General features: G+C 62.1%; 14 protein-coding genes. 2 read left to right on the top strand and 12 right to left on the bottom strand.

Annotation, left to right across the window (positions count from 1 at the left end; translation table 11 throughout):
• Positions 1-77 precede the first annotated feature (77 nt).
• From VOI21_RS11210 to VOI21_RS11190, 5 genes are all read right to left on the bottom strand, one after another.
• Positions 78-290, bottom strand: a complete 213-nt coding sequence (locus tag VOI21_RS11210; protein WP_323769959.1) for a hypothetical protein — start codon at positions 288-290, stop codon at positions 78-80.
• A gap of 442 nt (positions 291-732) precedes the next feature.
• The gene (locus tag VOI21_RS11205; RefSeq protein ID WP_323769958.1) at positions 733-1,476 is read right to left on the bottom strand and encodes a hypothetical protein; all 744 of its coding nucleotides are present in this window, start codon (positions 1,474-1,476) and stop codon (positions 733-735) included.
• A gap of 446 nt (positions 1,477-1,922) precedes the next feature.
• Positions 1,923-2,588 carry an alpha/beta hydrolase gene (locus VOI21_RS11200; protein ID WP_323769957.1) on the bottom strand — a complete coding sequence of 222 codons (666 nt, stop codon included), beginning with the start codon at positions 2,586-2,588 and terminating at the stop codon, positions 1,923-1,925.
• A complete protein-coding gene (locus tag VOI21_RS11195) occupies positions 2,585-3,232 on the bottom strand; it encodes a DNA-3-methyladenine glycosylase 2 family protein (RefSeq protein WP_323769956.1) in 648 nt (215 codons plus the stop codon). The genes VOI21_RS11200 and VOI21_RS11195 overlap by 4 nt, the downstream gene beginning before the upstream one ends.
• A complete protein-coding gene (locus VOI21_RS11190) occupies positions 3,199-3,909 on the bottom strand; it encodes a precorrin-6A/cobalt-precorrin-6A reductase (RefSeq protein WP_323769955.1) in 711 nt (236 codons plus the stop codon). The genes VOI21_RS11195 and VOI21_RS11190 overlap by 34 nt, the downstream gene beginning before the upstream one ends.
• Positions 3,910-4,432: 523 nt before the next feature.
• On the opposite strand from VOI21_RS11190, the gene VOI21_RS11180 reads away from it, so the two are divergent.
• Positions 4,433-5,647, top strand: a complete 1,215-nt coding sequence (locus VOI21_RS11180) for an MFS transporter (RefSeq protein WP_323769954.1) — start codon at positions 4,433-4,435, stop codon at positions 5,645-5,647.
• Positions 5,648-5,651: 4 nt separating this feature from the next.
• Here the strand turns inward: VOI21_RS11180 and VOI21_RS11175 are convergent, their stop codons facing one another.
• The 5 genes from VOI21_RS11175 to VOI21_RS11155 form a co-directional block, all read right to left on the bottom strand.
• The gene (locus VOI21_RS11175; protein WP_323769953.1) at positions 5,652-6,428 is read right to left on the bottom strand and encodes a squalene/phytoene synthase family protein; all 777 of its coding nucleotides are present in this window, start codon (positions 6,426-6,428) and stop codon (positions 5,652-5,654) included.
• Complete coding sequence (locus tag VOI21_RS11170; protein ID WP_323769952.1) at positions 6,425-7,150, bottom strand: class I SAM-dependent methyltransferase; 726 nt, start codon at positions 7,148-7,150, stop codon at positions 6,425-6,427. Before VOI21_RS11170 ends, VOI21_RS11175 begins: the two co-directional genes overlap by 4 nt.
• Positions 7,150-8,775 carry a citramalate synthase gene (cimA, locus tag VOI21_RS11165; protein WP_323769951.1) on the bottom strand — a complete coding sequence of 542 codons (1,626 nt, stop codon included), beginning with the start codon at positions 8,773-8,775 and terminating at the stop codon, positions 7,150-7,152. Before cimA ends, VOI21_RS11170 begins: the two co-directional genes overlap by 1 nt.
• Positions 8,772-10,226, bottom strand: a complete 1,455-nt coding sequence (gene cysS / locus VOI21_RS11160; protein ID WP_323769950.1) for a cysteine--tRNA ligase — start codon at positions 10,224-10,226, stop codon at positions 8,772-8,774. The genes cimA and cysS overlap by 4 nt, the downstream gene beginning before the upstream one ends.
• 201 nt (positions 10,227-10,427) lie before the next feature.
• Complete coding sequence (locus VOI21_RS11155; protein WP_323769949.1) at positions 10,428-10,805, bottom strand: VOC family protein; 378 nt, start codon at positions 10,803-10,805, stop codon at positions 10,428-10,430.
• A 94-nt stretch (positions 10,806-10,899) separates the two neighbouring features.
• Between VOI21_RS11155 and soxR the strand changes: the two genes are divergently transcribed.
• Positions 10,900-11,364 carry a redox-sensitive transcriptional activator SoxR gene (gene soxR, locus VOI21_RS11150; protein ID WP_323769948.1) on the top strand — a complete coding sequence of 155 codons (465 nt, stop codon included), beginning with the start codon at positions 10,900-10,902 and terminating at the stop codon, positions 11,362-11,364.
• 202 nt (positions 11,365-11,566) lie between these two features.
• Here soxR and mltG read toward each other — a convergent pair whose 3' ends face one another.
• Both mltG and fabF read right to left on the bottom strand, forming a co-directional pair.
• A complete protein-coding gene (gene mltG / locus VOI21_RS11145; RefSeq protein ID WP_323769947.1) occupies positions 11,567-12,724 on the bottom strand; it encodes an endolytic transglycosylase MltG in 1,158 nt (385 codons plus the stop codon).
• A gap of 6 nt (positions 12,725-12,730) precedes the next feature.
• Positions 12,731-13,993, bottom strand: a complete 1,263-nt coding sequence (gene fabF / locus VOI21_RS11140; RefSeq protein ID WP_323769946.1) for a beta-ketoacyl-ACP synthase II — start codon at positions 13,991-13,993, stop codon at positions 12,731-12,733.
• Between the last annotated feature and the right edge of the window lie 72 nt (positions 13,994-14,065).

The raw sequence follows: 14,065 nt of genomic DNA, 5'->3' as shown, positions 1-14,065 counted from the left end.
GGCCTAGCCTGCCAACGTAATAGGCATGTGACAGATAGAGCCGGGGCCCGCCCGCCGCCCATCGCCTGCAGCCTGCTTCAGGCTTCCACCAGATCGCAATGGCGGATCAGCCGATGTTCGACCAGCGCCTCTTCCGCCGGGTCAATATGCGTCGAGGTGTAATCCTTGCCGACAAAATCCTTGAACGCCCGCAGATCGCTCCAGATCATGACAAAGACAAACTCGCGCTGGCTCTCGGCGCGCGGCGCACCGGGCAGCACGTCGACGACGCCATCGGTCCCCTTCATCAAGAGGGGATCGCCACCTCGTGAAAGAACCTGCCAAACTCCGCCTCCTTGCCGGGGCGCGTGACAACCTGAAAGATGCGCATAATCATTGTGGGGACTCCCCTGTGACGGGGCCGGGACCCCCGGCCCCGTCACAGGCCGAGTGTACCACAGAAGGCAGTTGCCGGGTGGCTTTGGAGCGGGGATAAGGTGTGCGAGCGGTCTTCGGGGATTGAATGCATGGAGCGCGGTGTATCGCACGGGACGTGGAGATAATTTCGGGCGGAGTTTGGTAGCATCTGTTGGGACCGGCCCCAAGTTGCCTTTCGTGCGGAACGGGTCGAATGACCGCCCCCAGCCCGAAGTAGCCCTGGCGCAGAAACCCAGCGTGTGACAGCAGACATTGGCGGGGACGTGTCGTATCGGTCAGGATGTAGACCATTAACTGCTATTCTTCGAGGTCTAACTACGGCCCTATATCGCCGTTCTGAGTTTCGTTCTCTGTCGACCTGGGCTTCCTGCGAACGACTATCATTATTTCATCGCTATCTGCCCGAGGAGGCTTGGTCATTGGTTCGCCAAAACCGGTCATCCGTATATCTGAGTCGAAGTAATAAGTAAGAAAGAGCAGTGCAGAAAACCCAGGCGACACAATTGTCACTAACGAATTTGGCCCAAAAACAATCGCAACCGTAATTGTGCCAATCAATATCCACATCAAAAGAGTGAACCCTGCCATAAGTTCGTTAAGCTTAGACACGCTATAAGGCGCGTCAAATTTGGTTACAGGGTATGTCTTGTAAAGTGCGCCTGAGATTTGATCCTCAAGAAAATCAACATGCCTCTCCCAATTATTTTGCCAGAACTTGGCTCCGCGTAGAAGAAGAAGCCAAACAAAGGCCGTAAATGTTCCAAAGCACCAAATAGCAACGGTAACCACCAATCTTACCCAAGCGAGATAGCACTGCTCAGTTGTTTCAGAAGCAGGCGGAAGACAGCCTTCAGTAAAGGTGCCTGTCGATAAAATGAGAGCCAAACCAGCGAGTGCAGCTCCCTGCAAAGTCCAAAGGTATGCGCTCCTGCGCCAATACATTTCGATTTCAAATTTTCTGATGTCGTGAGCCTTGTCGTACGCCTCACGAAGTTTTTTTAACTCAGATTTATCGTCACCAGGTGCTATACTCAACGCCTCGAAATAGTTATCCTGCAATATTTTCTCTCCAGACGAATGAAGTCGATTCACCCTGAGCAACCCGTAGTGCAGCAAAAAAATACACCGACAACCTCAAGGTGGACACTCGGCTTGTAAACCACTTTAGGTTCACTGAACACCTACGGACTGACGGCCAATGAAATCTATTGACGCAATAGCAGAGTGAGCAAGATCTTAGACAACGGATTGCAAATGCCTAACATGAAAGTTGAACTGAATGTCCGGTTCCGAGAAGCACCCTGACCTTGAAACTCTGTCTTTTGCGCAAAGGTGCCGTTCGTGCAGACCGCAGCTAAGGTCGGATCTCCGCCCAACCCACCTCGAATTGCGGCCCCTACTCCGGGCCCGCTTTCTTAACTAAGGGTAAATTCGCCCTTGTAACCCTTTGATTCTGCATTCCCCCTAAGCTGTCCACGCGTGGACAGGGGGCTGCGGGCGCGTCCTCAAAAGCCGCATTTGTCCCGCAAAAAGGCCAGCGCCACACCCAGCCCGTCAGGCGCGATGCCATGCGCGGTGCCCTCCATGATGTGGGCAAAAACTTCCTTAAAGCCCGCCTCCTGCAAGGCCTCCGCCGCCTGCGGCAGCGATTGCACCGGCACCACATCGTCCTGATCGCCGTGGATCAAAAGGATCGGAGGCTTGCTCTGCACCTCATCCGCCAGCAGCTCCGGCGCCAGCAGACGCCCCGAAAAGCCGACGATCCCCGCCAGTTCCTCTTCGCGGCGCGGGCCCACGTGCAGGCTCATCATCGTGCCCTGAGAAAAGCCCAGCAAGGCGACCTGTTCGGGCAGCAGATCCTCATCCACCATCAACGCGTCCAGAAAGGCATTCAGATCATCCACCGCGCGCGCCATGCCCGCCATGGATTCCTCTTCGGATGAGCCGTCGATCCAAGGGATCGGGAACCACTGGAACCCCATCGGAGCCCCGGCGCAGGCCTCGGGCGCGTCGGGCGACACAAACAGTGTATCGGGCAGGTGTTCGCCCAGCGGATCGGCCAAGCCCAGCAAGTCCGCCCCGTTTGCACCATAGCCGTGCAGGAACACCACGCAGGACCGCAAATCCCCTGATACCGGCTCTTTCCGCCCTGTCTGCAATACCCGTGTCACGCGATACCCTCCCGGCTTTTTTCAACGTGGTAGTAGGCCCAGAGCGCGCGCGCCGCAACCGATCTCCACGGGCTCCACGCCTCGGCCATCTGCCGCAGCGCCTTTTCCTTGGGCCGCTCGTCCAAGTCGAACAGCAGCCGCGCCGCCTCTTGCAGGGCCAGATCGCCGGGGGCAAAGACATCCGCGCGGCCAAGGCTGAACATGGCGTAGATCTCGGCGGTCCAGATACCGATGCCCTTGACCGCAACCAGCGACGCGATGACCTGATCTGTGGGCATCGCGCGCAGCCCGTCAAAGTCGATCCCCGCCGCTGCCAGCGCCTGCGCATAGGTGGCTTTTTGGCGGCTGAGGCCAAGGGCGCGCAACCCGTCATGGTCCGTGGCCCGGATCGCCTCTGGCGTGACCATCCCGGCCCCTTCCAGCTTACCCCAGATCGCCCGCGCCGAGGCGACACTGACCTGCTGGCTGACAATCGCGCTGAGAAGCTGGCCAAAGCCGTCCTCCCTCAGGCGCAGCGGCAAAGGGCCGGTCTGGTCCAGCGCCTCGGCAAAGCGCGGCTCGCAGGTTACAAGCCACGCCGCCCCTTCGGCCACGCAGGCGTCACTGCGGATTATCCGCCCGACAGCGGGTGCAGGTTCAGCCATGCCAAAGCCTCCTTGACGGTTGAAACGCGCGGCCCGCCGGGACGGCGGGGCCGGTCGATCATGGCGACGGGCAGGCGCAAGGCCCGTGCGGCGGCCAGCTTGGGCCAACCGCCGGTCCCGCCTGCATTGCCCACCAGCAGCCAGTCGATCCGTTCTTTGCGCAAAAGCCGGATTTCATCCGCAACCGTAAATGGCCCCTCGCCGGTCAGAAAGCGGCCCCTGCGCAACGGCAGCGGGTCCGGCGCGTCGCCAATGCGGCGCATCAGCACCTCGGCCCGCAGGTTGCGCAAGCGGGGCAGCGCATCGCGCCCGGTGGCGACCAGAACGCGCGCGGCTGCGGGGATCACGGCTGCGGCCTCTTGCGGGTGTCGCAAAGGTACCCAAAGATCGCGGCGCGTGGCGCGCCACGGCGGGCGCACCAATTGCAGGTGAGGCACCCCAACCACCCGCGCGGCCCGCGCCACGGAAAATGCCGTCTCCGTATCTGAAGGATGCGCGGCCTCGACCACCACATGCGCCCCCTGCAACGCCTCGGCCGTTATCGGCCCCAAACAGACCGGACAGGGCCAGCGCCGCGCCACCCGTTCGGGCGTTGGCAAGATTACCCGCACGCCGCGCAGGTTCTGCGCCAGCCGCAAGGCCTCGATCGAGCCACCGATGATCACAAGTCCATCCATCCCTGAACCCTTAGATCAGCGCGGATGAAAGCGAAACCTCCCGGCGCGTCCCGGCTTCTTCTGTCCCGAAATATCCCGGGGGACTGGTCTGCCAAGCGCGGTATCGCCGTTGATCACCGCAAAGCAGATCTGGGTGTCCGCGACCTAGCGTTGGACGTCCCGTGCCATGAGGTTTTGCCTCACCAGCTTTACGCAGTGGATCCACTGACCGGCAAGCGCATCCGCAGGATAGTGCCGAAGCTAGGGATACGCGATGCGTTGACCGCTTCGTTTCGGGCGATGGTTTCTGCGTTCAGGGGCGTCCATGGTTTGCGGTTTTTCGCGGTGGGATGATGGCGTGGGCGTGCCATGCGTTTTCGCCTTCAACCTTGATGCCGGTGCTGTCAACCGCCCGGCAGTGCATCACGCCGTGATGCCACCGCGAAAAATAGCAACCCATGGACGCCCGCAACCACAGGGACCATCGCCCGAAACGGCACAATCGCTCTTGCCCCGCCCTGCACTGCCGAATACGCATCACATCATGACAACTGAACATGACGCCCCCGCCCGCCGTAACGTAGTGGTTCTTGTCCTCGCCCAAGCGATCCTTGGCGCGCAGATGCCGATGATCTTTACCATCGGCGGGCTGGCTGGACAGTCGCTGGCCTCCAATATCTGTTTTGCAACTCTGCCGATTTCTCTGATCGTGCTGGGCTCGATGCTGTCGGCGACGCCGGTGTCCTGGCTGATGCAGCAATACGGACGGCGCGCCGGTTTTTTTGTCGGCGCGGGTGCGGGCGCGCTTGGCGGGGCGGTTGGTGCCTACGGGCTCTATTTGGCCTCTTTCCCGATCTTCCTGCTGGGGTCTCTGATCACCGGCACCTACATGTCGGCGCAGGGCTTTTACCGCTTTGCCGCCGCTGACACTGCGTCGGACGAATTCCGCCCCAAGGCGATTTCATACGTCATGGCGGGCGGGCTGGCCTCGGCCATCATCGGACCGCAACTGGTCAAGGCGACCTCAGACGCCTTTGTGGTGCCCTTTCTTGGCACCTATGCGGCTGTGATCGCGCTGAACCTACTGGGGGCGCTGCTGTTCTTGTTCCTCAAAATCCCGCGCCCGCCGCGCCCGGCAGAGGACGCACCAAAAGGCCGAACCCGATTGCAGTTGCTGGCCACCCCGCGCATTGCCGTCGCAGTGATCTGCGCCACGGTGTCCTACGCGCTGATGAACCTTGTCATGACCTCAACCCCTCTGGCCGTGGTCGGGTGCGGGTTTGAAACCAACGATGCCGCCAACGTGGTCACAGCCCACGTGCTGGCGATGTTTGCACCCAGCTTTTTCACTGGTCATCTGATCGCGCGCTTTGGCGTGGAAAAGATCATGGCCACAGGTCTGGTGATCCTCGCGGGTGCGGGGGTCGTGGGCCTGTCGGGTGTCGAGCTGGAGCAGTTTTTTGTCGCGCTGGTCCTCTTGGGACTGGGCTGGAACTTTGGCTTTATCGGCGCCACTACCATGCTGGCCGGTGCGCATGAGCCGCATGAGCGGGGGCGGATGCAGGGTCTGAACGACCTTATCGTCTTTGGCGGTGTGACCTTTGCCTCGCTCGCCTCGGGCGGGTTGATGAACTGCTCTGGCGGATCGGCGCAGCAGGGCTGGACGGCGGTTAACCTTGCGATGGCACCCTTCCTTGTGCTGGCGGGTGGGGCGCTGATCTGGCTGGTGCTGCGGCCCCGGGATGAGGTCGAAGCCTGAGGCCTCACCCCAGCAGCAAGCGCCAACGCCGCTGGAATTCGCTCAGTCGCAGCCGTCCTTCGGCAACCGCTGCCGGGTCTTGCGCGGCCAGTTGCAGCAACGGCTTGCCTTGGGCAAATTCGCGCAGCGCGGCCCCCGCAGGGCCGTAGCGTCGCCGTAGAGACCGCAAGGACGGCACCTCCTGCAAGTCCTGTAGCCGCGCCTTGGCCATCGCCGCAATCGTCTCTGCCCGACCATCGGGAAGCGGCAGTTTGCCGTGCGATTCCAGTACCGGAACGGCTTGTAGATAGCGCGCAAGGGCCGCGGCCTTTGCGTGCGGACGCACCTCGGCTTGGCGAACATTGGCGGTGCCCAAGGCGGCCATCGCAGCCACAGCCAGATGCCCCGCCGTCTGATCGAGATAGGCCATCAGCGCGCTTTCGTCGGCAAAAGGCGCATGTTCCAGATCAGCCTCGCGTGCGTCGACCGCCTGCTGCAAAGGGGCCACGGCCACACCGGCCAATGCCTGCGCCAAAGGCGTCACTACCTCATGTCGGCGTACAAACCCGCCCGATGCGATTTCCTCCAGCGCGTCGTGCCACCATTGCAGCCGCATCCGGGCGATCATCGGTTCCTGCGTCACCCAAGGGGCGCGCGACACCTCGACGTTGAAGGCGTAGAGCGGGAAAAGCACCGTCCGCGCGGACACCGGCGCGGCCATCGCGGCGGCAAACCGTTCTGGGTCGCCGCGCTCGACGATCTGTGCGCAGGCGAAAAGATCGCTACCCGGCCCAAAACTCATGACAACCGCCGTGCGACGGTCAGCAGATAACCGGTTTCCGAACGCACCGCGCGCCAGTCCTCTGCCTCTTTGGCGCAGAGGTCCAGCATGTCGGTCATTCGCGGATCGCCTTCGGCCCGCAGCATCGCAATGCGCGCCTCCATGGGGTGGTAATACGCCTCCCAGCCCGCGTCGGAGACATCGCGCGTGCCGAGGATATCAAACCCCACCGCCGAAACAGCCGCCGCAATTCCGGCCCGGTCGCGCGTCGGATACCCCTCCCAAAAGGCGCGGGCCTTGGGGCTGGGCGTGTCGGTGAAAAAACAGGGTTCCGAAAAGGCCAAGACGCCGCCCGGTTTCAACGCCCCGCGCATGACCTCCAGCCCGTTTTTCAGACCCAGAAAATAGAGCGCCCCAGCGCACCAGATCATATCAAATGGCGCCTTCGGCAGGTTGGCGATCTCTGCCAGATCAGCTTTTTGCACGGTCACATTGCGCGCGCCCGAAAACCGCGTCTGCATCTGCGCGACAAAGCCATCGTGTTTGTCAAACGCCAACACCTGCGCGCCCGGCACAGTCTGCGCCAGAGCCTCTACATCCGCGCCCGGCCCGGCTGCGGCGTCGCAGATCGCCGCGCCCTCGGGCACCCCGGCCAAAGCCGTGGCCCAGACCACATCTTCAGTCGACCCCGGCCCCTCTCGCGGCAGGTCTTTGTGAACCTCGAAGAAGGCGTTCCAGTCCATCACGCCGCCCCGGTCTCACCATCACGCACCAGCTTCCAGCGCACCGCATCAAGCAGCGCCTCAAAAGAGGCATCGACTATGTTGGCGCTGACGCCCACGGTGGCCCACCGCCGCCCCTGCCGGTCCTCACTGTCGATGATGACGCGGGTCACAGCCTCTGTCCCGCCTTGGGTGATCCGCACTTTGAAGTCGACCAGCCGCATGTCGTCGATCGCCTCTTGGTAACGGCCGAGATCCTTGGCCAGCGCCTTGGACAGCGCATTGACTGGGCCACGGTCATTGCCTGCCTCGTCCATCGATTCCGAGACCGACAGCTTTTTCTCACCGTCCACCTTCACGACCACAACCGCCTCGGACAGCGACACCATCTGATTGTACTTGTTCTTGCGCCGCTCCACCGTCACCCGGTAGCGTTTCACTTCAAAGAACTCTGGCAGCAGCCCGAGTTCGTCCCGCGCCAGCAGCTCAAAACTGGCCTGCGCGGTATCGTAGGAATAGCCCTCGCTCTCCTGCTCCTTGACGCGGTCCAAAATGCGCGCCAGAGCCGGATTGCTCTTGTCGACCTCCAGTCCCATCTCGCCCAGCCGTTTGCGCAGGTTCGACTGCCCCGCCTGATTGGACATCGGCACCACGCGCCGGTTGCCCACCAGCGCGGGGTCGATGTGCTCATAGGTGGTCGGGTCCTTGAGGATTGCGCTGGCGTGCAGCCCCGCCTTATGGGCAAAGGCCGAAGCGCCGACATAGGCGACCTGCTTTTGCGGCACCCGGTTCAGGATGTCGTCTAACATCCGGCTGGTGCGGGTCAGCCCGGCCAGCGCCTCATCGGTGACGCCAATCTCGAACATATCCTTATAGGGCGCTTTCAACAGCAGCGTCGGGATCAGTGCCGTCAGATTGGCGTTGCCACAGCGTTCGCCCAGCCCGTTCAGCGTGCCTTGGATCTGGCGCGCCCCCGCCATGACCGCCGCCAGAGACCCGGCCACCGCGGTTTCCGTATCGTTGTGGGTGTGAATGCCCAATCGGTCACCCGGCACCCCGTTTTCGATCACATCGCGCACAATCTGCCCGATTTCCTGCGGTAAGGTCCCGCCATTGGTGTCACACAACACAATCCAACGCGCGCCCGCCTCCAGCGCCGCGCGCAGGCAGTCCAGCGCATAGGGCGCATTGGCCTTGTACCCGTCAAAGAAATGCTCGGCATCGAACAGCGCCTTGCGTCCCTGTCCCACAAGGTGTGAGACGGAGGCGGCGATATTGGCAATGTTCTCTTCCAGTGTGATCCCCAGCGCCGTGGTGACATGGAAATCATGCGTCTTGCCCACCAGACAGACGGCGGGCGTGCCTGCGTTCAGGACCGCTGCAAGAACCTCATCATTGGCGGCAGAGCGCCCGGCCCTCTTGGTCATGCCAAAGGCGGTCAAAGTGGCACCGGTTTTGGGCACCTCCTCGAAAAAGGCGCTGTCGGTGGGGTTCGCTCCCGGCCAGCCGCCTTCGATATAATCGACGCCAAGGCTGTCCAGCGCCGCCGCGATCTTTAGCTTTTCGGCGGTGGAAAATTGCACGCCCTGCGTCTGCTGACCGTCGCGCAGGGTGGTGTCGTAGAGGGAAAGGCGTTCCTTGGTCATCCCAACGCCTCCAGCTTGCCCGCGTCAAAGCCCGCGCCCGGCACCAGTTCCACGCCCGCCTTGGACATCCGGACCTCGACGCCGGCCTCGATCAATGCGGCCTTTAACCTGTCGACCTCGGTGAAGTCCTTGGTCTGCATGGCCTCGACCCGAGCTTGGACCAGCTTGTTTTCAAAGCCCTCCAACAATAGTGAAACTGCCACTTTGTCGACAGCACCGCCAAAAATCCAAGATCCCATCATTGAGCTGTCTTCAAGAACCCCAAGCAGGCCTGCAGAAGCAGCAAACTGATCGACATCGCCTAAGGGAACCTCTGAACGCTGAGACCGACCAAGCTTGTCCGCAAGCTTATGCAGTTCTGCTATTGCTTTCGGGGTATTCAAGTCATCCTTCAAAGCTGCCAAAACATCAGTGCTAACTTCTTTGGTTGCACGCGCACCTGCGGCAAGGCCGCGCCACTTGCGCAGCGTCGTCTCCGCCTCACGCGCCTTCTCCGCCGTCCAGTCCATTGGCTTGCGGTAATGCGTCGACAGCATCACAAAGCGGATAACTTCTCCCGGAATGCCCTGATCAAGCAAATCCCGCACAGTAAAAAAGTTGCCCAAAGACTTGGACATCTTCTTCCCCTCCACCTGCAACATCTCGTTGTGAAGCCAGACGCGCGCGAAATCCCCCTCAGGGTGCGCGCATTTCGACTGGGCGATCTCATTCTCATGGTGCGGGAAAGTCAGGTCATTGCCGCCGCCGTGAATATCAAAACTCTCACCCAACAGAGCGTGGCTCATGGCCGAGCATTCGATATGCCACCCCGGACGCCCCCGACCCCAAGGCGACTCCCATCCGGGCAAGTCGTCCGTCGAGGGCTTCCACAGGACAAAATCCATCGGGTTCTTTTTATAGGGCGCAACCTCAACCCGCGCGCCCGCGATCATGTCATCGACCGACCGGCCCGACAGCGCGCCATAGCCCGCGTAACTCTCGACCGAGAACAGCACATGGCCCTCCGCCGCATAGGCGTGGCCGCTGGCGATCAGATCCTCGATCATGGCGACCATCTCGGCGATATAGGCGGTCGCGCGCGGTTCGTGATCCGGTCGCAACGCGCCCAAAGCATCCATATCCGCGTGATACCAGCCAATCGTCTCATCCGACCGTTCACGCACCAGATCCTCCAAAGACCCGGGCGCCCCCGCCTCTTTGCGCTTCAGTGCGGTGGCGTTGATCTTGTCGTCCACGTCGGTGAAGTTGCGCACATAGGTGACGTGATCGGCACCGTAGACGTGGCGCAGCAGGCGGTAGAGCACGTCGAACACTAGCACGGGCCGCGCGTTGCCCAGATGGGCACGGTCATAGACCGTGGGGCCGCAGAGATACATCCGCACATTCGTCGGGTCGATCGGGACAAAGATGTCCTTCTTCCGGGTCGCAGAGTTGGTAAAGCGAATGTCCATGGCCTCGTCCTTCGCAAATGTTGCGGCGGGCCTAGCAACTCTGATGATGGATTGGAATAGAGGACCGTCCCGCCGTTGGTCGGGGGGACCCGACCTATGTCAGCAGATAATGCAGCAGGGGTTATGTGCGGCGGTCGTCATGACGCGGTGATAGCAGACCAGAGGCGGGACGCCAAGCCCCGCCTCACAGACCGACATAGGTCAGTCGTAGCAGACCATCTCATATTCCACCGCATCCGGCCCGTCGAAATAGAACCGGCGGCCCGGCTCATAGTCGGCGTGATTGAAGGTCTCGAATCCCAAGTCGCGCACCCGCGCCTCGACCGCGTCCAGATCATCGACGACGATGCCGACATGGTTCAAGCCCGCTTCATTGACATAGCGCGGGACAGCCGGGCTCACGGAGGTTTTGGGCGAGTACAGCGCAAGGTAGCTGTCCTTTTCGCCAACGTGAACGGAATAGCCCTGATTTAACGAGGCCCCTTCCCAGCGGACATGCCAGCCCAGAAGCCGGGACAGAAAAGCCGCCGTCGCCTTGGCGTCGGGGACGGTGATGTTGACGTGTTCCAGTCGTGCCATGAATGGATCTTTCTCTCATTGTTCAAGATGGCGTCAAGATCGCACCTCAAGTATACTTTAACTCAAGAACAAACTTTCAAGTATTTTCAGATAGATGAAAAAGGATGGTCTGACGATCGGCGAAATCTCGGCGCGCACCGGCCTCGCCCCCTCCGCGATCCGGCACTATGAGGCCGAATCCCTCGTCTTTCCCGACCGCAATGCGGGGGGACAGCGGCGCTACCAACGGACCGACATACGGCGGCTGTCTTTCGTGATGATCGCGCAAGGACTAGGTTTCACACTGGCCCAAATCCGTGCCGAACTGGACCACCTGCCGCGCGATCGCGCCCCCACCAAGGCGGACTGGTCGCGCATCTCCCGCCGCTTCGGGCGGGTATTGGATGCGCGCATCGCGCGCATGACCGCCCTGCGCCAACGTCTGGACAGTTGCATCGGCTGCGGCTGCCTGTCTTTGCAGAGCTGCGCTCTCTACAACCCTGAGGACCGCGCCATGCACAGCGGGGCGGGACCACGTTACCTGTTGGGAGACCGGCCGCCAGACGATGATCCCGCATGAGACCAAATTGCCGGCAGACGCCGCAGTTCAGCGCCACGGGCGTCCCCCGGAGTGTCCAGTTTACTGGTGATCCTTGATGCGCAACACAGGCCGCCAAGGCACGACAATCGCCCGACCAGAGGCCGCAGGCCGTCGGGAGGGTCACCCTGCGCGCGCTTGCGCGCTCCACCGGATCACCCCTCCAGCCAAGCAAGCGCCCCTACTAGTCGCGCTGCGCCTCCAACGCACGATAGGCCGCGACGTTCGTGTTGTGCTCATCCAGCGTGACCGCAAAGTTGTGCCCATCCGCCGGGTTCAGCGTTTTCGCCACGAAATAGATATAATCCGTGTTCGCCGGGTCCAGCGCCGCCTCGATACTGGCGCGGCCGGGGTTGGCGATGGGTGTCGGCGGCAAGCCGTTGATCACATAGGTGTTCCACGGCGTTTCCTTGCGCAACTCGGACTGTCGCAAACCACGGCCCAGAACGCCCTGCCCCTTGGTGACGCCATAGATCACGGTCGGGTCGGTTTGCAGGCGCATGCCCTTTTCCAGACGGTTCACAAAAACGCTGGCCACCTCGCGCCGCTCTTGCGGGCCGCCGGTTTCCTTCTCGATGATCGAGGCCAGGATCAGCGCCTCGTCCGGGCTGTCCAGCGGCAGGCCAGAGGCACGGTTCGACCACGCCTGCGCAAGGATCACCTCCTGCGCCTGCTGCATCCGCGCGATGACGTCGGCGCGGGTGTCGCCTTTGCCGATTTCATAGCTGTCGGGCGCAAGGCTGCCCTCGGGCGGCAGGTCGCCCACCGCGCCCTCCAGCACGTCGATTTGTTTCAACTCCTCGACCACCTGCCAGCTGGTCACCCCTTCGGCCAGCGCCACGCGGTAACGAGTGTCGCCCGCCTGTTTAACGCGCGCGTAAACCTCGGGGACATCGCCCTCACCGGGGTCAAAGCTGGCGCGCTCCTCATAGCGGCCCGTCGCCGGGTCGATCTCACGCACCTGCACCGTGGCGCGGGTGATACCGATCCGGTACACCACCTCTGTCCCGCAGGTCGAGGCACCGCCGCGGGTGACGATATCGGTGATCTCGGACATCGAGGCGTGTTCCGGCACCAGATAGCTGCCCGCCTTCAGCGCCTGCGTCTTGTCAGTGTAATCCGCGCCAAGACGAAAAATCATCGCGCTGGACACCGCGCCCTGCTCTGACAGGTCCTCGGACACTGCACGCATATTGGTGCCGCGCGGCACCTCAAGGCAGATCGGCGCGTCCAGCGGACCTTCGGCGGAATACTCGGACTGGCCCCAGATCAGGACGCCGCCGAAAAGGAACAGCGCGACAACCAGAAAGGTCAGCGCGTTCGAGGCGATACTGCGCCACATGGGGGATTACTCCGGTTTGCCGAAGATCACGCTGGCGTTGGTGCCGCCAAAGCCGAAAGAATTCGACAGCGCATAGGTGATCTTGCGTTTGCGTTTGGCATTGGGCGCAAGGTCGATCGGAGTCTCGACCGCCGGATTGTCCAGATTGATGGTCGGCGGGGCGACCTGATCGCGGATCGCAAGGATCGAAAAGATCGCCTCGATGGCGCCGGCAGCGCCCAGCAGATGGCCCGTGGCCGACTTGGTCGAGGACATGGTGACCTTGGACGCCGCATTACCCAACAGCCGCTCCACCGCGCCCAGTTCGATGGTGTCCGCCATGGTCGAGGTGCCATGCGCGTTGATGTAATCCAGCGCGTCCGGTGTCAGCCCCGCATCCTTCAGCGCCGCCCGCATCGAGCGTTCGCCGCCCTCGCCGTCCGAAGACGGCGCGGTGATGTGATAGGCATCGCCTGACAGGCCATAGCCGCAGACCTCGGCATAGATCTTTGCGCCGCGCGCCTTGGCGTGCTCGTATTCCTCCAGCACGACAACGCCCGCGCCTTCGCCCATGACAAACCCGTCGCGGTCGATGTCATAGGGGCGGCTGGCGGCCTTGGGGTCGTCGCCGCGTTTGGTTGACAGCGCCTTGCAAGCGTTGAACCCGGCAATGCCGATCTCGCCGATGGCGCCCTCGGCCCCGCCCGCGATCATCACGTCCGCATCGCCGTATTTGATCAGCCGCGCCGCATCACCGATGGCATGCGCGCCGGTGGAACAGGCGGTCACAACCGCGTGGTTCGGCCCCTTGAAGCCATAGCGGATCGACACATTGCCGGAAATCAGGTTGATCAGCGCGCCGGGAATAAAGAACGGCGATACGCGGCGCGGGCCCTTATCACGGATCAAGAGCGCGGTTTCGGCGATGGAGTTCAGCCCGCCGATGCCCGACCCGATCATCACACCGGTGCGCAGGCGGCTTTCCTCGTCCTCGGGCGTCCAGCCCGCATCCTGAACGGCCTGTTCGGCCGCCGCGATGCCAAAGCGGATGAACTCATCCACCTTGCGCTGCTCTTTCTTGTCCATGTAGGCGTCGACATTAAACGTGCCGTCGGTGCCGTCGCCACAGGGCACTTCGCAGGCATAGGTGGTGGCCAGATGGCTTGCATCAAACTTGGTGATCGTGCCTGCGCCGGACTGCCCGTCCAGCAACCGCGACCATGTTTCTTCCACTCCGGAGGCCAGTGGCGTGACCAGCCCCAGCCCGGTGACAACTACGCGACGTGTCATGCGCCTGCCCTTTTCGGTTCGCTCTTTCCTTTGCTCTTACCGCGCCTTGACACATGGGGGCAAGTGCGGCGG

Source organism: Antarctobacter sp., assembly GCF_034670325.1.
Classification (GTDB): Bacteria; Pseudomonadota; Alphaproteobacteria; order Rhodobacterales; family Rhodobacteraceae; genus Antarctobacter.
Note: the sequence above shows the minus strand (reverse complement) of the source record. Positions and strands in the feature narration are given on the sequence as shown.